Origin of the sequence: Pseudomonas sp. B28(2017) (assembly GCF_002113025.1) — a bacterium.
GTDB lineage: Bacteria > Pseudomonadota > Gammaproteobacteria > Pseudomonadales > Pseudomonadaceae > Aquipseudomonas.
On sequence record NZ_NEJH01000004.1, the window covers coordinates 249,558 to 268,608 of the forward strand.

Annotated in this window: 13 protein-coding genes; 7 read left to right on the forward strand and 6 right to left on the reverse strand. The window is 61.2% G+C overall.

Annotated features, from left to right (window positions below; translation table 11 throughout):
• Positions 1–115 precede the first annotated feature (115 nt).
• Positions 116–2,035: an ATP-binding cassette domain-containing protein gene (locus CAF65_RS13830; RefSeq protein WP_085716764.1), complete on the reverse strand. Its 1,920-nt coding sequence runs from the start codon at positions 2,033–2,035 to the stop codon at positions 116–118.
• 213 nt (positions 2,036–2,248) lie between these two features.
• Between CAF65_RS13830 and CAF65_RS13835 the strand changes: the two genes are divergently transcribed.
• The gene (locus CAF65_RS13835) at positions 2,249–4,177 is read left to right on the forward strand and encodes a transglycosylase SLT domain-containing protein (protein ID WP_085716765.1); all 1,929 of its coding nucleotides are present in this window, start codon (positions 2,249–2,251) and stop codon (positions 4,175–4,177) included.
• A gap of 113 nt (positions 4,178–4,290) precedes the next feature.
• Here the strand turns inward: CAF65_RS13835 and CAF65_RS13840 are convergent, their stop codons facing one another.
• Positions 4,291–6,078: an ABC transporter transmembrane domain-containing protein gene (locus CAF65_RS13840; protein ID WP_178076701.1), complete on the reverse strand. Its 1,788-nt coding sequence runs from the start codon at positions 6,076–6,078 to the stop codon at positions 4,291–4,293.
• 251 nt (positions 6,079–6,329) lie between these two features.
• On the opposite strand from CAF65_RS13840, the gene CAF65_RS13845 reads away from it, so the two are divergent.
• The gene (locus tag CAF65_RS13845) at positions 6,330–6,509 is read left to right on the forward strand and encodes a PA1571 family protein (protein ID WP_085716767.1); all 180 of its coding nucleotides are present in this window, start codon (positions 6,330–6,332) and stop codon (positions 6,507–6,509) included.
• 242 nt (positions 6,510–6,751) lie between these two features.
• On the opposite strand, the gene pdxB is transcribed toward CAF65_RS13845, so the two are convergent.
• Complete coding sequence (gene pdxB / locus CAF65_RS13855) at positions 6,752–7,894, reverse strand: 4-phosphoerythronate dehydrogenase PdxB (RefSeq protein WP_085716769.1); 1,143 nt, start codon at positions 7,892–7,894, stop codon at positions 6,752–6,754.
• A gap of 255 nt (positions 7,895–8,149) precedes the next feature.
• Between pdxB and CAF65_RS13860 the strand changes: the two genes are divergently transcribed.
• Positions 8,150–9,550 carry an MATE family efflux transporter gene (locus CAF65_RS13860; protein WP_085716770.1) on the forward strand — a complete coding sequence of 467 codons (1,401 nt, stop codon included), beginning with the start codon at positions 8,150–8,152 and terminating at the stop codon, positions 9,548–9,550.
• Positions 9,551–9,598: 48 nt separating this feature from the next.
• Here CAF65_RS13860 and tusA read toward each other — a convergent pair whose 3' ends face one another.
• Positions 9,599–9,850 carry a sulfurtransferase TusA gene (tusA, locus tag CAF65_RS13865; RefSeq protein WP_085716771.1) on the reverse strand — a complete coding sequence of 84 codons (252 nt, stop codon included), beginning with the start codon at positions 9,848–9,850 and terminating at the stop codon, positions 9,599–9,601.
• 187 nt (positions 9,851–10,037) lie between these two features.
• Positions 10,038–11,111, reverse strand: coding sequence for a 23S rRNA (cytidine(2498)-2'-O)-methyltransferase RlmM (gene rlmM / locus CAF65_RS13870; protein ID WP_085716772.1), 1,074 nt, complete (start codon positions 11,109–11,111; stop codon positions 10,038–10,040).
• Positions 11,112–11,333: 222 nt separating this feature from the next.
• Between rlmM and acnA the strand changes: the two genes are divergently transcribed.
• The 3 genes from acnA (at position 11,334) to CAF65_RS13885 (ending at position 16,665) form a co-directional block, all read left to right on the forward strand.
• Positions 11,334–14,075 carry an aconitate hydratase AcnA gene (acnA, locus tag CAF65_RS13875; RefSeq protein ID WP_085716773.1) on the forward strand — a complete coding sequence of 914 codons (2,742 nt, stop codon included), beginning with the start codon at positions 11,334–11,336 and terminating at the stop codon, positions 14,073–14,075.
• Between the two features lie 126 nt (positions 14,076–14,201).
• On the forward strand, positions 14,202–14,993 hold the full coding sequence (locus CAF65_RS13880) for a CPBP family intramembrane glutamic endopeptidase (protein ID WP_085716774.1): 792 nt from the start codon (positions 14,202–14,204) through the stop codon (positions 14,991–14,993).
• 106 nt (positions 14,994–15,099) lie between these two features.
• A complete protein-coding gene (locus CAF65_RS13885) occupies positions 15,100–16,665 on the forward strand; it encodes a PAS domain-containing methyl-accepting chemotaxis protein (protein WP_085716775.1) in 1,566 nt (521 codons plus the stop codon).
• Positions 16,666–16,851: 186 nt separating this feature from the next.
• Here CAF65_RS13885 and CAF65_RS13890 read toward each other — a convergent pair whose 3' ends face one another.
• Complete coding sequence (locus CAF65_RS13890) at positions 16,852–17,529, reverse strand: alpha/beta family hydrolase (protein ID WP_085716776.1); 678 nt, start codon at positions 17,527–17,529, stop codon at positions 16,852–16,854.
• Positions 17,530–17,624: 95 nt separating this feature from the next.
• Between CAF65_RS13890 and ccoN the strand changes: the two genes are divergently transcribed.
• On the forward strand, positions 17,625–19,049 hold the full coding sequence (ccoN, locus tag CAF65_RS13895) for a cytochrome-c oxidase, cbb3-type subunit I (protein WP_085716777.1): 1,425 nt from the start codon (positions 17,625–17,627) through the stop codon (positions 19,047–19,049).
• The last annotated feature ends 2 nt before the right edge of the window (positions 19,050–19,051 follow it).

Here is a 19,051-nt window from a genome sequence, read left to right on the forward strand (position 1 = left end):
CATGTGGGAGCGAGCAGGCTCGCCCCCACAATGGAACCGCAACAGTCTCCAGATCTACATATGAAAAGCCCAGCGTTCACGCGTGTGAAGCCGGGCTTTTTTATTGCCGGATCAATCAGGCATCCAGCTCGGCCCAGCGCTCGACCATGATGTCGAGCTCAGCCTGCAACTGCTCCAGCTGAGCAATCACCGCAGCCGTCTCGGCAACAGGACGCTGATAGAAACCCACATCCGCCATCTGCGCTTCAACAGTAGCAATCTGCTGCTCCATGGCTTCAATCTGCCCCGGCAACGCTTCCAGCTCGCGCTGCAGCTTGTAGCTGAGCTTTTTCTTCGCCACTGGCGCTTCGACGGCTGCCGCCACCGGCGCAGGCTCGGCCTTCACCACGGCGGAGTTCAGGTCGGCCTTGCCAGACTTGCTCTCGGTCACGCCCAACAGACGCGGCGAGCCGCCCTGGCGCAGCCAGTCCTGATAACCGCCAACGTATTCGCGAACCCTGCCTTCGCCTTCGAAAACCAGGGTACTGGTGACCACGTTATCGAGGAATGCCCGGTCGTGGCTAACCATCAGTACGGTGCCGCTGAAGGTCAGCAAGACCTCTTCGAGCAATTCGAGGGTTTCGACGTCGAGGTCGTTGGTCGGCTCGTCGAGTACCAGCAGGTTCGCCGGCTTGCTGAACAGCTTGGCCAGCAACAGACGGGCACGCTCACCACCGGACAGCGCCTTGACCGGCGTGCGCGCACGCTGTGGGCTGAACAGGAAGTCGCCGAGGTAGCTCAATACATGGCGGCTCTGGCCGTCGATATCGATGAAGTCGCGACCTTCGGCGACGTTGTCAATCACGGTTTTTTCCAGGTCCAGTTGATGGCGCAACTGGTCGAAGTAGGCGACATCGATCCGGGTGCCCTCTTCCACTTTGCCGCTGGTTGGCTGCAAGCCGCTGAGCATCAGCTTCAGCAGTGTGGTCTTGCCGGTACCGTTGGCGCCGAGCAGACCGATACGGTCGCCGCGCTGCAGTACCATGGAGAAGTCCTTGATCAGGAACGGACCGTCCGGGTGAGCGAAGCTCACGTTCTCGAGCACCATCACCTGCTTGCCGGACTTGTCGGCGGTTTCCAGCTGGATGTTGGCCTTGCCGGTACGCTCACGACGCTCGCTGCGCTCGACACGCAAGGCTTTGAGCGCACGTACGCGGCCTTCATTGCGGGTACGACGGGCCTTGATGCCCTGGCGAATCCACACTTCTTCCTGGGCCAGGCGCTTGTCGAACAACGCGTTGGCGGTTTCTTCGGCGGCCAGTGCGGCTTCTTTGTGCACGAGGAAACTGGCGTAGTCGCCGTTCCAGTCGATCAGGCCGCCGCGATCCAGTTCGAGGATGCGGGTTGCCAGGTTCTGCAGGAAAGAACGGTCGTGCGTGATGAACAGCACGGCGCCCTGGAAATCCTTCAGCGCTTCTTCAAGCCAGGCGATGGCACCGATGTCCAGGTGGTTGGTTGGTTCGTCGAGCAGCAGCAGGTCCGGCTCGGACACCAGGGCCTGGGCCAGCAGGACGCGACGACGCCAACCGCCGGACAACTCGGCGAGGGTCTTGTCGGCCGGCAGTTGCAGGCGGCTCAAGGTGCTGTCGACGAGCGTCTGCAAGCGCCAGCCATCGCGGGCTTCGAGGTCGTGCTGGACGTGCATCAGCTTGTCCAGATCGGCATCGGTAACGATGTTCTGGCTCAGGTGGTGATACTCGGCGAGCAACGCACCGACGCCATCCAGGCCTTCGGCCACCACGTCGAACACTGTCCGCTCGTCGGCTACCGGCAATTCTTGCGGCAATTCGCCGATCTTGAGCCCGGGCGCGCGCCAAACGGAGCCGTCATCGGGCTTCTGGTCGCCCTTGACGAGCTTCATCATGCTGGACTTGCCAGTGCCGTTGCGGCCGATGATGCACACCCGCTCACCACGGGCGATCTGCCAGGACACCTTGTCCAACAACGGCATAGCGCCGAAAGCAAGGGACACATCGCTGAATTTGAGCAGGGTCATGAGCTTCTCCAAAAACCGGGCGCGCATTCTACCTGACTTGAGGCTTCACAAGGCCGGCAATTTCACTCTCGTCGTACTCTGAGCGACAAATGTTGCGAACTGATGCGGGAAGACCCGCAAAGCTTTCGCCGGCTGCTGGCAAAAGGCTAAGCTACAGACAATTCAGTGCGGGCCCGGCCTGCACTTGTCATGATTTCTCTGCCCGGACGTCTCATGCGCAGTCGCCTCTTCAGACTTTTATCCTGTTTTCTTCTCTCTGCCGCTGCCGTTCAATCCGCCCAGGCGGTAGACCTTTCCACCCAACGCCAGTATTACGATGAAGCCAAACGCGCCCTGGCCAAGGGCGATAGTGGCCCGTACTTCCGTTACCGCCAGGCCCTCGCCGATTATCCACTGGAACCGTACCTGGCTTACGACGAGCTGACCGCGCGCCTGAAAAACGCGAGCAACGCCGAAATCGAGAAATTCCTCGCCGAACACGGCGACCTGCCCCAGGCCAACTGGATGAAACTGCGCTGGTTGCGCTGGCTGGCGGATCGGGGCGACTGGGCGACCTTCGTCAGGTATTACGACCCCAAGATGAACTTCACCGAACTGGACTGCCTGAATGCGCAGTACCAGGTCAGCCATAACCTCAAATCCGAAGGTTATGCCAACACTGAAAAGCTCTGGATGACCGGTAAATCCCAACCCGAAGCCTGCGATGCCGTGTTCGGCATGTGGGCCGCGGACGGCCAGTTGACCGAGCAAAAACGCTGGGAGCGCGCCAAACTCGCCGCCCAGGCGCGCAACTACCCGCTGGCCAACAGCCTGGTCAACAGCATGACCACCCTTGCCCCTCGCGGTCGCTTGCTGGTGGACGTCGCGCAGAAACCGGAACTGCTCAACCAGCCGTCACGCTTCACCCCGGCCGATGAAGCCATGTCCGATGTGGTCAGCCTCGGCCTGCGCCGCCTGGCTCGCCAGGACCCGGACAAGGCAATGGACCTGCTTGATGGCTACGCCAGCAGCATGCACTTCTCCCGGGATGAAAAAGTGGCGATCGCCCGGGAAATCGGCCTGACACTCGCACGACGCTTCGACAGCCGTGCGCTGGATGTCATGACCAAATACGACCCCGAGCTGCGCGACAACACGGTTTCCGAATGGCGCTTGCGCCTGCTCCTGCGCCTGGCGCGCTGGGACGATGCTTATCAGTTGACCCGCCGCCTGCCCCAGGACCTGGCCACCACCAACCGCTGGCGCTATTGGCAGGCCCGGAGCCTGGAACTGGCGCAACCGCAGAATCCGGAAGCACAGACGCTCTATAAAAGCCTGGCCCGCGAACGCGACTTCTACGGTTTCCTCGCTGCCGATCGCTCACAGTCGCCCTACTCGCTGCTCAACAAACCGCTGGTGCTCAGCCAGGCCACCATCAACAAAGTGCGCAACACCCCTGGCGTGCGCCGCGCCCTGGAGCTGCACGCCCGCGGGCAGGTCGTCGACGGTCGCCGCGAGTGGTATTACGTCAGCCGCCACTTCAGCCGCGACGAAATGGTCGCCCAGGCCAAACTGGCCTACGACCTGAAATGGTACTTCCCGGCGATCCGCACCATCAGTCAGGCGCAGTATTGGGATGACCTGGATATCCGCTTCCCGATGGCTCACCGCAATACCCTGGTCCGTGAAGCGAAGAACCGCGGCCTGCATCCGAGCTGGGCGTTCGCCATCACCCGCCAGGAAAGCGCGTTCATGGACGACGCCCGTTCCGGTGTCGGCGCCTCGGGCCTGATGCAACTGATGCCCGCCACCGCCAAGGAAACTGCACGCAAGTTCAGCATTCCCTATAGCTCACCACAGCAATTGTTCGATCCGGACAAGAACATCCAGCTCGGTGCCGCCTACCTGAGCCAGGTGCACAGCCAGTTCAACGGCAACCGTGTGCTGGCCTCCGCCGCCTACAATGCCGGCCCCGGCCGTGTACGCCAATGGCTGCGCGGTGCGGACCACCTGAGTTTCGACGTGTGGGTAGAAAGCATTCCGTTCGACGAAACCCGCCAGTACGTGCAAAACGTATTGTCGTACTCGGTGATCTACGGCCAGAAGCTCAATTCGCCACAACCGATCGTGGATTGGCATGAGCGATACTTCGATGATCAATGATCACTGTAGGAGCGAGCCTGCTCGCGATGGACATTAGAATGCCGCTGGGTGTCAGGCATCCCGCGTCATCATTGACGACCATCGTCGGAACGCCGCCCGGAGCAGGCTCGCTCCTACAAGAGTTCCCCAGCGTTAATCAATCCATCACTGAACTGCAACGCCGCCAACCGCGCATACAACGCATTGCTGGCAATCAGCTCCTGATGCGTCCCCACCGCCACCAGCTTCCCCTGATCCATCACCGCGATCCGGTCGGCGTTTTTCACCGTGGCCAGGCGATGGGCGATCACCAGGGTGGTTCGGTTTTTCATCAGGCTCGGCAGCGCCTGCTGAATCAGGTGTTCGCTCTGAGCGTCGAGGGCGCTGGTGGCTTCGTCGAGGAGCAGGATCGGGGCGTCCACCAGCAACGCGCGGGCGATGGCCAGGCGTTGGCGCTGGCCGCCGGACAAACCGAGCCCGCCATCCCCCAGATGCGTCTGGTAACCGTTGGGCATGGCTTCGATAAAGTCATGGGCGTAAGCGATTTTCGCCGCCTCCAGCACCTCGGCCGGAGTCGCCTTCGGATTGCCGTAGCGAATGTTTTCTTCGATGCTGCCGAAAAACAGCGCCGGGGTTTGTGACACCAGGGCGAAGCAACGGCGCAGATCCAGTGGATCGAGTTGAGTCAAGGGCACGCCATCGAGCAGGATGCACCCCGCGGCCGGGTCGTAAAAGCGCAGCAGCAAGTCATACACCGTCGACTTGCCGGCCCCTGATGGCCCGACCAGCGCCAACGTCTCACCGGCATTGACGGTCAGGTTCAGGCCGTCGACAGCATAACTCTCCGGCCGCGACGGGTAGGAAAAACGCACATTCTGCAATTGCAGGTGGCCGTCGACCCGTTCCGGCAGTTTCACCGTGCCGGACACCGGCGGCAGAATGATGTTTTCCGAGCGCAGCAACTCGGCAATCCGTTCGGCCGCGCCGGCCGCCCGCTGCAACTCGCCGATCACCTCGCTCAAGGTGCCGAACGCACTGCCGACGATCAGGCTGTAGAACACGAACGCCGCCAGCTCGCCGGCGGAAATCCGCCCGGCGATGACGTCCATGCCGCCAACCCAGAGCATCACCCCGACCGCGCCCAATACCAGGACGATCACCAGGGTAATCAGCCACGCCCGCTGGAAGATGCGCTTGCGCGCGGTGTTGAAGGCCTCCTCCACCGTCACGGCAAACCGCCCCTCGTCCTGGGCCTGATGGTTGTAGGCCTGCACGGTCTTGATCTGGCCAAGGGTTTGCGACACATAACTGCCGATATCGGCAATCCGGTCCTGACTCAGGCGTGACAGGTTACGCACCCGGCGCCCGAAGATCAGGATCGGCGCGATCACCAAGGGCAAGGCCACCACCACGATGCTGGTGAGCTTGGGGTTGGTGATGAACAACAGGACGATCCCGCCGATCACCATCAACAGATTGCGCAAGAACAACGACAGCGAAGAACCGATGACCGACTGCAGCAGCGTGGTATCGGCGGTCAGGCGGGACTGGATTTCGGAACTGCGATTGTCTTCGTAAAACCCGGGGTGCAGATAAATCAGATGATTGAACACCTGACGCCGGATGTCGGCGACACAGCGCTCGCCGATCCATGACACCAGGTAAAACCGTACGAACGTACCGATCGCCAGCCCCATGACCAGCAACATGAACAGAGCGATGGACTGATTGAGCAGATGCGGTGACTGGGTCATGAACCCCTTGTCCACCAGCAGGCGAATGCCCTGCCCCATGGACAAGGTGATGCCAGCGGTGACGATCAACGCCAGCAAGGCGCCGAAGGCCTGCCAGCGATAGGGCGCAATGAAACGACTGGCCAGGCGAAAGGCACGGCGGTGACGAACAGAGAGCATCGCATTCATCCAGGACAAAGCAGTCAATAGGGTCAGCCTACATCGCTCAATGGGGTGGCTCGCTGCAAATCACAATGAGTCAGGTTAATTATGTCCGCCAACACTAGAGGCTAGACGCTATTGGTCTAAAGTTCGGGTAGCCACGTCGTGGCATTTCTGGTGGACTGGTTGTGCCCCTCAGGAAAGATCGCAGGGAGTTGTCATAGCCCGGTCACCTGGCGGTTCTACAGTAAGTACACAACCTGATGAGGAGACAGGCCATGTCCTTGCAACACAGCAGCGATGACAAGATTCAAGTGATCCGCACGCAACCAGACCAGTCTCTGGGTTGCTCGATTATTGACGAGCAGGGCCGCGAAGTACCGATCACTGAAGAGATGATCCAGAGCGCATGTCGCGAACTGGAAAAACGATTGGTCAAGCCTGCCGAACAAAAGTGATATAGCCACCGTCTTCTTGACCCGGCCCATGGTTGGCCGGGTTTTTTATTGCCGACCCAAAAAGGCAATTACCCCCTCTCTCTGTAGGAGCAAGCATGCTCGCGATGAACCTGAGAGCACCACGGGGTGTCAGGTTTCCCACGTGATCGTTGACGACCATCGCGAGCAGGCTCGCTCCTACAGGGGATTTGTGGTGCATGAAGATCCTGTGTGGGAGCGGGCTTGCCCGCGATAGGGCCGCCTCAGATTGCCGTCGCCCCCAACGCCGCCACAATCCTCTGCAACTCAGCCGAGTCACCCTCGATCCGCACCTGCAACCCGTCGATCTCACGGCGCGACGGGTATTGCTTGCGCAGCACATCGAATGCCGCACGCTGCTCGCTGACGCTGCCGACAAGGCTGCGACGGAAATCCGCATCGTCACGACGCGGGTCATACACGCCACGGCACAGCATCGCCAACGCCCAGGCCGGGTCGGTCTGCGCATCCAGGGTCACGTGCGACAGCCACGGCGCCGGCAGCAAATCGCTCAGGCTGACGCGGGCCGGTTGCCCGAGGAAGTCGCAATACGCCTGATAGATCTGCGCGGTCCCTCGCTGCTTGCCATCGAGGCTGTAACCAGCGATGTGCGGCGTTGCCAGCACGCACAGTTCGGCGAGCGCCACGTCGACTTCAGGCTCGCCTTCCCAGACATCGAGCACCGCTTGCAGGTCTTCGCGCTCCAGCAGCACATCGCGCAGTGCCGCGTTGTTGACCACCGGTCCGCGACTGGCATTGATCAGCCAGGTACCGGACCTGAGCTGGTTCAGACGATTTTCGTCGAACAAATGCCAGGTCGACTGCTGGCCCTGTTTAGTCAATGGCGTGTGCAGACTGATGACGTCGCAATCCTCGATGATCTGCTCGAGGCTGACGTAGTCACCACCTTCAGCCGCTTGCCGTGGCGGGTCGCACACCAGCACCTTCCAGCCCAGCCCTTGCAGGACCTTGACCAGCCGGCCGCCCACTTCACCGGCACCGACCACACCGTAGGTCCGCCGGGTCAGGTCGACGCCTTCGATTTCGGCCAGGGTCAGCAAGCTGCCGAGCACATAGTCGACCACGCCACGGGCATTGCAGCCCGGTGCGCTGGACCAGGTGATGCCGGCCTGCTGAAAGTAATCCAGGTCCAGATGATCGGTACCGATGGTGCACGTACCGACAAAGCGCACCTTGCTGCCTTCGAGCAGCGCACGATTGACGTTGGTCACCGAACGCACCAGCAGCACATCGGCCTGCTCGACTGTGGCACGGTCGATGGCGCGACCCGGCATCCGGCGGATTTCACCGAAGCCTTCAAAGAAAGCATCGAGCAGGGGGATATTTTCGTCGGCAACAATCAGCATGGCAGGCTCCTTTGGCGGGTTGGCAGTGTAGGCGCAGAATTCATCCCTGTGTAGGAGCGAGCATGCTCGCGATAGGTATTAACGATAACGAGGGCTGCCTGAATGAACGCGGTGCCCTCACATCCATCGCGAGCGAGCTCGCTCCTACAGGGAGAGCAGTGCGATTACAAATACCCAACACAGTCTTTTCCTGACCAATGCGTCAACGCGTAGAATGCACGGCCCTGCGCATCAAAACCTCTGGACGCTTCGCTTGTGAATTCCGTGACTGACACTACCGCCGCCCCACGCACGACCCCGGTTCGCCTGGAACTCAAGGGCCTGCTCGGCCTGGCCCTGCCCATCATGATCGCGCAACTGGCCACCACGGCCATGGGCTTCGTCGATGCAGTGATGGCCGGCCGCGTCAGCCCACGGGACCTGGCCTCCGTGGCCCTGGGCAACTCGATCTGGATTCCGGTCTACCTGTTGATGTCCGGCGTCCTTCTGGCCACCACACCCAAGGTCGCACAACGTTTTGGCGCCAGGCAGTTTGACGAGATCGGGCCACTGGTGCGCCAGGCGTTGTGGCTCGCACTGTGTGTCGGGTTGATCGGCAGTGGCCTGCTGCTCGGCGCCGAGCCGATCCTGCACTGGATGAAAGTCGATCCGCAATTGATCGAGCCGAGCATGGGTTACCTGCACGGTATCGCCTTCGGCTTGCCGGGCATGGCTTTTTATTACGTACTGCGCTGCTACAGCGATGGCATGGGGCGGACCCGTCCGAGCATGGTCATTGGCCTGTGCGGCCTGCTGTTAAACATCCCGCTGAACTATGCATTGATCTATGGCCATTTCGGTGCACCGGCCCTGGGCGGCGTCGGTTGCGGCTGGGCCAGCGGCATCGTGATGTGGTTCATGGCGTTGAGCATGGCCGGCTGGACGTTCTGGGCCCCCTTCTATGCCCGCACCCGTGTGCTGGTGCGCTTCGACCGCCCGAGATGGGCCGTGATCAGGCGCCTGGTCGGGATTGGCCTGCCGATCGGTATCGCGGTCTTCGCCGAGTCCAGCATCTTCGCGGTCATCGCCCTGTTGATCGGCAGTCTGGGCTCTACCGTGGTGGCCGGGCATCAAATCGCTCTCAATATCAGCTCGTTGCTGTTCATGATTCCTTACTCGCTGGGCATGGCGGTAACGGTGAGGGTCGGTCAGGCACTGGGGGCCGGCAATCCCTGGCAGGCGCGCTTCGCGGCGAAGGTCGGGCTCGGTGCAGCACTGGTGTTCGCCGCATTCTCGGCGAGCCTGATCCTGCTTCTGCGCGAACCCATCGCCTCGATCTACACGCCTGACAGGAACGTGATCCAGATTGCGTCGATGTTGATTGTCTATGCCGCGCTGTATCAGTTTTCCGATGCCATCCAGGTGATCTGCGCAGGCGCGTTGCGCGGCTACCAGGACACCCGGGTGACGATGATCCTGACCTTGTTCGCCTATTGGGGCATCGGCCTGCCGGTCGGTTACGTACTGGGACTGACCGACTGGTTCGGTCCGGCCAGCGGCCCAAGCGGACTGTGGGAAGGGCTGATCGCCGGCTTGAGCTGTGCGGCGCTGATGCTGTCGATCCGCCTGACGCTCAGTGCGCGCAAACGAATTCGTAACAGCCGCTCGGCCGGTTGATTGCACAAACAAAAAGACCTGCTTTCGCAGGTCTTTTTGTTTGTGCAATCAACCGGACTTCTTGCGAATCCAGTAGAGGTAGGTGCCCTCCTCCTCATGCTGCCCCACCAGTTCGTGGTCGAGAAACACACAGAACTTGGGAATATCGCGACGGGTCGACGGGTCGGTGGCGATCACCTTGAGCAGGCCGCCGGGCACCAGGTCACGAATGTGCTGGTGCAGCATCATCACCGGCTCGGGGCAGTTGAGGCCAGTGGCGTCGAGGGTGCCGTCTACCGGCGTATCAAGCATTTCACTCATGATTCACTCCTGAAACTGGCTGGCATTGTCGCGCATTGCCGGGTGTTCAGTCATCTGTGACATATCGCCGTACCCCTTTGTGGGAGCGAGCCTGCTCGTGAATACGGAGTGTCGTTCAACGTGGATGTTGACTGACCTGACGCTTTCGCGAGCAGGCTCGCTCCCACATTAGGGGATTCACAGTGTGTCAACGGGAGTTGGGTTTCTTCACGTCCAGCCGACGCAAATGGCAAGTCACTTCCTCGCGGTCGTGGTACAGCTGCTTGCAGCCAATCTCGACCTTGATGCCCCGTGCCTTGAAGCCATCGGCAATACGCTCCAGCAACCGTTTCACTTCGGCATAACGCTGTTTCATCGGCAACTTGAGGTTGACCACTGCCTCGCGGCAATGGCCGTCACCGATCCATTCCTCCAGCATCGCGGCGTTGCGTGCCGGTTTCTCGACGATGTCGCAGACCATCCAGTCCACCGGCTGCCGGGGCTTGAAGGTGAAACCGTCGGCCATCAGATGCTGCACCAGACCGGTGTCCATCAGGCTTTCGGCCATCGGGCCGTTGTCGATGGCGGTCACCAGCATGCCGCGGTTGACCAGTTGCCAGGTCCAGCCACCGGGAGCGGCCCCCAGGTCGACGCCGGTCATGTCGCTGTGCAGGCGCTCGTCCCACTGGTCGCGCGGGATGAAGTGGTGCCAGGCCTCTTCCAGCTTCAGGGTCGAGCGGCTCGGCGCCTCCCGTGGGAACTTCAAACGGGGAATGCCCATCGGCCACATGGCCGAGTTGTTCGACTCGGCCAGCCCCATGAACACTTCACGGCCGCTTTTGAAGGTCAGCAGCAGGCGCGGCTTGTGCGCGTCTTCCACCAGTTTGCCAGCGGCCATCAGCGCCTTGCGCAGGTGCACTTCGAATTTCTTGCAGAAGTTCGACAGTTCCTTGCCGTCGTTGGTGTCGACCATTTCCAGCCACAGGCTGCCGCACAGCGGAAAGTCCGCCATATGATCAAGGATCACGCTGATGCGGTCGGTTTCCGGCAGATCGATGAAAATCCCCCGGGCCCACTGGCGCGGGAAGATCAGCTCGGCGAAACGCTGCCCGCGCATCAGGCGCTCGGCGCCGTCTTCTTCAGTGCAGACGAATTCGGCGCAAGCCGTGGCGGCCTTGGCCTTGGCATAACCGGCCACGTTAAGCCGTGCGGCAAGGTCGGAAATCTCGGAACAGACTTCACCTTCGAAGCCCGGCCGGCAATGCATGAATAGGGTGTTCATTCTTACTCCTGGGCAATGGCGAAGAAATTCAGCCACTGCGCGATGCCCAGGCTTGCGCTAAAGCAAAGCCTGTCACGAAAACCGGCGCATGATAGCCGAGATCCGAACCTGGAGCTTGTCGATAGAGTCCAGTTATTAGCCAGCTACTGAAAACAGGGCTAGGTTTAATGTTCTGCCCGTCCCCTCAGTCCACAGCCGTGCGGACTTAAAGGAGTGATTGCAATGCCGTCCCTCGATAGCCTGAAGACTTTGAAAACCCTGCAAGTCGGCAACAAGACCTACCACTACTTCAGCCTGCCCGATGCCGCCAGGAGCCTGGGCGAGCTGGACAAGTTGCCGATGTCGTTGAAAGTACTGCTGGAAAACCTGCTGCGCTGGGAGGACGAAAAAACCGTCACCGGCGCCGACCTCAAGGCACTGGCGGCGTGGCTCAAGGCGCGTCGCTCCGACCGTGAAATCCAGTTCCGCCCGGCACGGGTGTTGATGCAAGACTTCACCGGCGTACCGGCGGTGGTCGACCTGGCCGCCATGCGTGCGGCGATGGCCAAGGCCGGCGGCAATCCGCAACGGATCAACCCGTTGTCGCCGGTAGACCTGGTGATCGACCACTCGGTGATGGTCGACAAGTTCGCCAGCAGCAGCGCCTTCGAACAGAACGTCGACATCGAAATGCAGCGCAATGGCGAGCGTTATGCGTTCCTGCGCTGGGGCCAGAGTGCCTTCGACAATTTCAGCGTGGTACCGCCAGGCACCGGGATCTGCCACCAGGTGAATCTTGAATACCTCGGCCGCACGGTCTGGACCAAGGACGAGGACGGCCGCACCTATGCCTTCCCCGACACGTTGGTGGGCACCGATTCCCACACCACCATGATCAACGGTCTCGGCGTGCTCGGCTGGGGCGTCGGCGGTATCGAGGCGGAAGCGGCGATGCTCGGGCAACCGGTGTCGATGCTGATTCCGGAGGTGATCGGCTTCAAACTCACCGGCAAGCTCAAGGAAGGCATCACCGCCACCGACCTGGTGCTGACCGTCACCCAGATGCTGCGCAAGAAAGGCGTGGTGGGCAAATTCGTCGAGTTCTACGGCGACGGCCTCGCCGACCTGCCACTGGCCGACCGCGCGACCATCGCCAACATGGCCCCGGAATACGGCGCCACCTGCGGTTTCTTCCCGGTGGACGAGGTAACGCTGGAGTACCTGCGCCTGTCCGGCCGCCCTCTCGAAACGGTGCAACTGGTCGAGGCCTACAGCAAGGCTCAGGGCCTGTGGCGCCTGCCCGGCCAGGAGCCGGTGTTCACCGACAGCCTGGCACTGGACATGGGCAGTGTCGAAGCCAGCCTCGCGGGGCCGAAACGCCCGCAGGACCGGGTGTCGCTGCCGAATGTCGCCCAAGCCTTCAGTGACTTCATCGACCTGCAATTCAAGCCCACCAGCAAGGAAGAAGGTCGCCTGGAAAGTGAAGGCGGTGGCGGCGTTGCGGTCGGCAACGCCGATCTGGCCGGTGAAGCGGATTACCACCATGAAGGCCAGACCTATCGCCTGAAAAACGGCGCGGTGGTGATTGCCGCCATCACCTCCTGCACCAACACCTCCAACCCGAGCGTGATGATGGCGGCCGGGCTGGTGGCGAAGAAAGCCGTGGAAAAAGGCCTGAAACGCAAGCCTTGGGTGAAGAGCTCGCTGGCACCGGGCTCGAAAGTGGTCACCGACTACTACAAGGCGGCCGGCCTGAGCCAATACCTCGATGAATTGGGCTTTGCCCTGGTCGGCTATGGCTGCACCACCTGCATCGGCAACTCCGGGCCGCTGCCGGAGCCCATCGAAAAAGCCATCCAGCAAGCCGACCTGACCGTGGCTTCCGTGCTCTCAGGCAATCGCAACTTCGAAGGCCGGGTGCATCCATTGGTGAAAACCAACTGGCTGGCCTCCCCGCCGCTGGTGGTCGCCTATGCGTTGGCGGGCACGGTACGCACCGACCTCAGCCGCGAGCCATTGGGCAATGACAAGCACGGCAAACCGGTTTACCTGCGGGACATCTGGCCAAGCAGCAAAGAAATTGCCGATGCGGTGACCCAGGTCAACACCGCGATGTTCCACAAGGAATACGCCGAAGTGTTTGCCGGTGACGAGCAGTGGCAGGCGATCGAAGTCCCGCAGGCGGCGACCTATGTCTGGCAGGACGACTCGACCTACATCCAGCATCCACCGTTCTTCGACGACATCGGCGGTCCACCGCCAGTGGTCAGGGATGTCAATGGCGCGCGCGTCCTGGCACTGCTTGGCGACTCGGTGACCACCGACCACATATCTCCCGCCGGCAACATCAAGACCGACAGTCCGGCCGGGCAATACCTGCGCGACAAAGGCGTGGAGCCCAGGGACTTCAACTCCTACGGCTCGCGGCGTGGCAACCATGAAGTGATGATGCGCGGCACCTTCGCCAACATCCGCATACGCAACGAAATGCTTGGCGGCGAGGAAGGCGGCAACACCCGCTACATGCCCACCGGGGAGAAAATGCCGATCTACGACGCCGCCATGCGTTATCAGGCTTCGAGTACGCCGCTGGTGGTGATCGCCGGCCAGGAGTACGGCACCGGATCGAGTCGCGACTGGGCGGCCAAAGGCACCAATCTGCTAGGGGTGAAAGCGGTCATCGCCGAAAGCTTCGAACGGATTCACCGCTCCAACCTGGTGGGCATGGGCGTGCTGCCGTTGCAATTCAAGCTGGATCAGAACCGCAAGAGCCTGAACCTGAGCGGCAGTGAAACCCTGGACATCCTCGGCCTGACCGGCGTCGAACTGACGCCACGGATGAACCTGAACCTGGTCATCACTCGCGAAGACGGCAGCCAAGAAAAGATCGAAGTGTTGTGCCGGATCGATACGTTGAATGAAGTGGAGTACTTCAAGTCCGGAGGGATTCTGCATTACGTGTTGCGGCAGTTGATCGCGTCCTGATCCACCGCTGACAAAGACACCGCCTTCGGGCGGTGTTTTTGTTTGTGGCACACACATCCCTATAATCGCGCACCGCTCCCAAAGGGTTTGGGGGGTATATCACAAATCCCGACAAAAGGACTTCAAATGACTGCCCTGCCATGGATGTTTCTGGCCCTGCTTTCCTTCGGCTATGGACTGGCGCTGACTTACGGCCATCTAGGTTGGCTCTCCGCAATCTCGGTGTTCCTGTTACTGGCCGCCGGTGCAGCGGTTCGCCAGCGCGAAATTCCTTTTGTCCGCTATCTCGGCCACGGACTGTTCATCGTCCTGGCTCTGTCCCTGGCGACACATTGGCTTCCCGGCTTCTACAACGGTCGCGGTATCGATCCCCAGCGTTTCACCGACAACGCCGCGTTATTCGCGATGCACCTGAATCTGGACAAACCGCTGATCGGCTTCTGGCTGTTGCTGGTTTGCCCGTGGATTGTCGGCCGCCGTTCGCTTCGGCCAGCGCTGTATGCAACCGCACTGGCACTGACCTTGAGCGCCCTGCTGGCATTCGGCGGCGCGCTGTTGCTGGGGGTCATCGCCTGGGCGCCGAAATGGCCGGATCAAGCCTGGCTGTGGTTGCTGAACAATCTGCTGCTGGTGACCCTGGTCGAGGAAGCGCTGTTCCGTGGCTACATCCAGGGTGGCCTGAGCCGGTGCCTGAAAAGCCGGCCCTACGGTGAAAATCTCGCCCTGCTGCTGGCCTCGTTGGTCTTCGGCCTGGTCCATGCCGGAGCGGGATGGCAGTGGGTCCTCCTGGCGAGCCTGGCCGGGGTCGGCTACGGCCTGGCCTACCGGTTCGGCGGGCTGGGCGCCGCCGTTGCCAGCCACTTTGGCTTGAACCTGCTGCATTTCGGCCTGTTCACGTATCCGATGCTCGCCGGCTGACGCAATGGTCATTTTGCGACTCATAGCTGATTATCGAAAAAATAATCTCAACTATCCGCCGGCCTTGCCGATATAGCACTTGAAAGCCTTGCGGATTAAAAAAGCCATGCGTAACAACCAGCCCATTACACAACGCGAGCGGACCTTTCCGGCTCAGCAACGGTTGATTTCCACCACCGATGCCAAAGGCATGATCACCTACTGTAACGACGCATTCGTCGAAATCAGCGGGTTTTCCCGAGAGGAGCTGATCCGTGCACCGCACAACCTGGTTCGTCACCCTGACGTGCCAGCCGCGGTATTCGCACACATGTGGGGCACACTGAAACAAGGCTTGCCATGGATGGGCATTGTCAAGAATCGCTGCAAGGACGGTGATCATTACTGGGTGAACGCCTATGTGACACCGATCTTCGAAGGCAATCAGGTAATCGGTTACGAGTCGGTGCGGGTCAAGCCCACCGCCGAACAGATCCGCCGCGCCGAAGCGCTCTACCAACGCATCAACCAGGGCAAGCCGGCCGTTCCCTCCTCGGATAAATGGCTGCCGATCCTGCAGGACTGGCTGCCATTCATTCTGGTCAGCCAATTGAGCTTCATGATCGGTGCGTCGCTGAATTCCCATTGGGGGTTTGCCCTGGCTGCCGGTCTTTCGGTGCCGCTGGGCCTGATGGGTCTCCAGTGGCAACAACGTGGCCTCAAGCGCTTGTTGCGCCTGGCCGAGCAGACGACCTCCGACCCCTTGATCGCACAGATGTATACGGACAGTCGCGGCGCCCAGGCGCGACTGGAAATGTCCATCCTCAGTCAGGAAGCACGCCTGAAAACCTGCCTGACGCGCCTGCAGGACACGGCCGAACACCTGACCGATCAGGCCAGACAGTCCGATACCCTGGCACACAACAGCTCCAGCGGCCTGGAACGTCAACGCGTCGAAACCGAGCAAGTGGCCACCGCAGTCAATCAGATGGCCGCTACCACCCAGGAAGTCGCCAGCCACGTGCAACGCACCGCTGACGCCACCCAAGAGGCCAATCGCCTGACCGGTCGTGGTCGTGACATTGCCGGGGAAACCCGCGAAGCCATCCAGCGCCTGTCGGTGGTGGTCGGTGAAACCGGCGTGACCGTGACCCAACTGGCCAAGGACAGCAACGAAATCGGTGGCGTGGTCGACGTGATCAAAGGTATCGCCGACCAGACCAACCTGCTGGCCCTGAACGCCGCTATCGAAGCGGCCCGTGCCGGCGAGATGGGTCGCGGTTTTGCGGTGGTCGCCGACGAAGTCCGTCAGCTGGCGCAGCGTACCAGCGAGTCCACCGGGCAGATTCATGCACTGATCGCCAAGCTCCAGCAAACCGCCGGCACCGCCGTGCAGACCATGGAAGCCGGGCATCGTCAGGCGGAAGAAGGCGTGGCGCGGGTACTGGAAGCGGACCAGGCACTGGTGGGGATCAGCGAAGCGGTGGCCAACATTACCGACATGACCACCCAGATCGCCGCCGCGACCGAAGAGCAAAGCGCCGTGGCCGAAGAAATCAGCCGCAACATCAGCAACATCTCGGATCTGGCGGACCAGACCTCGGAACAGGCGCAAAACTCGGCATTGCTGAGTGAAGAGCTGACCAAGACAGCCAATACACAGTATTCGCTGGTGGAGCGGTTTAACCGCTGATTGATGCTGGAAAAACAAAACCCGGACGGTGAAAGCCTCCGGGTTTTTTATTGCCAATTTGGTGACGATGTTACCTGGCAGATCGCATTCGCGAGCAGGCTCGCTCCCACAGTGGACCGGAGTGGTACGCAAATCCCTGTGGGAGCGAGCCTGCTCGCGAAGAGGCCCTCAAGGGCATTAAAAATCTCACCGAAGAAATGCAGCCACTTTCTGCGCCGCAGCCGCCAAATGCTGCTCATGGGTAAACCCCGAAGCCTTCAATGGCTTCAAGTCATGATCCCCCGCCACCAGCCAGAACACTTCGATACCCGGCGATAGCGCATACCCTTCGACCGCTTCACTATTGCCCAGTGCATCGCGCTCGCCCTGCACGATCAAGGTCCGTGTCTTCAGCCTGGCCAAATGCTCGACCCGTGGTTTCTCCGGTTTGCCCACTGCATAGAACGGATAGCCCAGGCACACCAGTGCATCCGCCCCCAACTCATCGGCCAGCAGACTGGCCATCCGCCCGCCCATGGACTTGCCGCCCATGGCCAGCGGCCCAGTGACATGGCGTCGCACCTGGGCATACACCTCGCGCCAGCACTCCAGCAGTTTCGGCGCCGGGTTCGGCGGGCGCTTGCCGCCGTCGATGCGCCGCTGCGCCATGTACGGAAATTCGAAACGCAACACGTTGATGCCTTGAGCGGCGAGGCGTGCAGCCATGTCGCTCATCCAGTCGCTGTCCATCGGTGCACCGGCGCCGTGGGCGAGGATCAGCGTCGCCGCAGGCTTGCCGGCCGCGGCATTCCACAACCATCCATGATCCCGCACGCACTGCGCCCATTGATCCCCGTCAATACCGGCCTTGTGCCCTTTGTCCATGCTTGCCTCGCTTTCAGTCTGCCTATAACTCCGGCCGAAGGGTGTACTGCCTTGCGCGAACGCGCTCACTTCGGCTGAACCGTGGATGGGGAACCATGAACACTTCTATCAGTACCGCCTACAACTACAAGGTGGTCCGCCAATTCGCCATTATGACGGTGGTGTGGGGCATCGTCGGCATGGGGCTCGGGGTTTTTCTCGCCGCCCAGTTGGTCTGGCCCGAACTCAACTTCAATTTGCCGTGGACCAGCTTCGGCCGCTTGCGCCCACTGCACACCAACGCCGTGATCTTCGCCTTTGGCGGCTGCGCGTTGTTTGCCAGTTCGTTCTATTCGGTGCAACGCACCTGCCAGACCCGGTTGTTTGCGCCGAAAATCGCTGCGTTCTGTTTCTGGGGCTGGCAGCTTGTAATTCTCTTGGCGGCCATCAGCCTGCCGCTGGGCTATACCAGCTCCAAGGAATATGCCGAGCTGGAATGGCCGATCGACATCCTGATCACCATCGTCTGGGTCGCCTACGCCATCGTGTTCTTCGGCACGATCATGCAGCGCAAGACCAAACACATCTATGTCGGTAACTGGTTCTTCGGCGGATTCATCATCACCGTGGCGATCCTGCACATCGTCAACAACATGGAACTGCCGGTCAGCCTCACCAAGTCCTACTCGCTGTACTCCGGGGCCACCGATGCGATGGTGCAATGGTGGTACGGACACAACGCCGTAGGCTTTTTCCTCACCGCCGGTTTCCTCGGGATGATGTACTACTTCGTGCCGAAACAGGCCGAGCGGCCGGTGTATTCCTATCGCCTGTCGATCGTGCACTTCTGGGCGCTGATCACCCTGTACATCTGGGCCGGCCCGCACCATTTGCACTACACCGCGCTGCCGGACTGGGCGCAATCGCTGGGCATGGTGATGTCGCTGATCCTGCTGGCGCCGAGCTGGGGCGGGATGATCAACGGCATGATGACCCTGTCGGGCGCCTGGCATAAGCTGCGCAGCGACCCGATCCTGCGCTTCCTCGTGGTGTCGCTGGCGTTCTACGGCATGTCGACCTTCGAAGGGCCGATGATGGCGATCAAGACGGTCAACGCCCTCTCCCACTACACCGACTGGACCATCGGCCACGTACACGCCGGCGCGCTCGGCTGGGTGGCGATGATTTCCATCGGCGCGCTGTACCACATGATCCCGAAAGTCTTCGGACGCGAGCAGATGCACAGCATCGGCCTGATCAACGCGCACTTCTGGCTCGCCACTATCGGCACCGTTCTGTACATCGCCTCGATGTGGGTCAACGGTATCGCCCAGGGCCTGATGTGGCGTGCGGTGAACGAGGACGGCACGCTGACTTACTCCTTCGTCGAAACCCTGGTGGCCAGCCATCCAGGCTTCGTCGTGCGGCTGGTGGGTGGGGCGATCTTCCTCAGCGGCATGTTGCTGATGGCCTACAACACCTGGCGCACCGTGCGGGCCTCGCAGCCTGCCGAAGTCGCCGCTGCCGCGCAGATGGCCTGAGG

What these genes read in the sequence shown, in the direction of transcription:
- CAF65_RS13830 (WP_085716764.1), bottom strand. Translation starts at nt 2,035, where the DNA reads ATGACCCTGCTCAAATTCAGCGATGTGTCCCTTGCTTTCGGCGCTATG.
- CAF65_RS13835 (WP_085716765.1), top strand. Translation starts at nt 2,249, where the DNA reads ATGCGCAGTCGCCTCTTCAGACTTTTATCCTGTTTTCTTCTCTCTGCC.
- CAF65_RS13840 (WP_178076701.1), bottom strand. Translation starts at nt 6,078, where the DNA reads ATGAATGCGATGCTCTCTGTTCGTCACCGCCGTGCCTTTCGCCTGGCC.
- CAF65_RS13845 (WP_085716767.1), top strand. Translation starts at nt 6,330, where the DNA reads ATGTCCTTGCAACACAGCAGCGATGACAAGATTCAAGTGATCCGCACG.
- pdxB (WP_085716769.1), bottom strand. Translation starts at nt 7,894, where the DNA reads ATGCTGATTGTTGCCGACGAAAATATCCCCCTGCTCGATGCTTTCTTT.
- tusA (WP_085716771.1), bottom strand. Translation starts at nt 9,850, where the DNA reads ATGAGTGAAATGCTTGATACGCCGGTAGACGGCACCCTCGACGCCACT.
- rlmM (WP_085716772.1), bottom strand. Translation starts at nt 11,111, where the DNA reads ATGAACACCCTATTCATGCATTGCCGGCCGGGCTTCGAAGGTGAAGTC.
- acnA (WP_085716773.1), top strand. Translation starts at nt 11,334, where the DNA reads ATGCCGTCCCTCGATAGCCTGAAGACTTTGAAAACCCTGCAAGTCGGC.
- CAF65_RS13880 (WP_085716774.1), top strand. Translation starts at nt 14,202, where the DNA reads ATGACTGCCCTGCCATGGATGTTTCTGGCCCTGCTTTCCTTCGGCTAT.
- CAF65_RS13885 (WP_085716775.1), top strand. Translation starts at nt 15,100, where the DNA reads ATGCGTAACAACCAGCCCATTACACAACGCGAGCGGACCTTTCCGGCT.
- CAF65_RS13890 (WP_085716776.1), bottom strand. Translation starts at nt 17,529, where the DNA reads ATGGACAAAGGGCACAAGGCCGGTATTGACGGGGATCAATGGGCGCAG.
- ccoN (WP_085716777.1), top strand. Translation starts at nt 17,625, where the DNA reads ATGAACACTTCTATCAGTACCGCCTACAACTACAAGGTGGTCCGCCAA.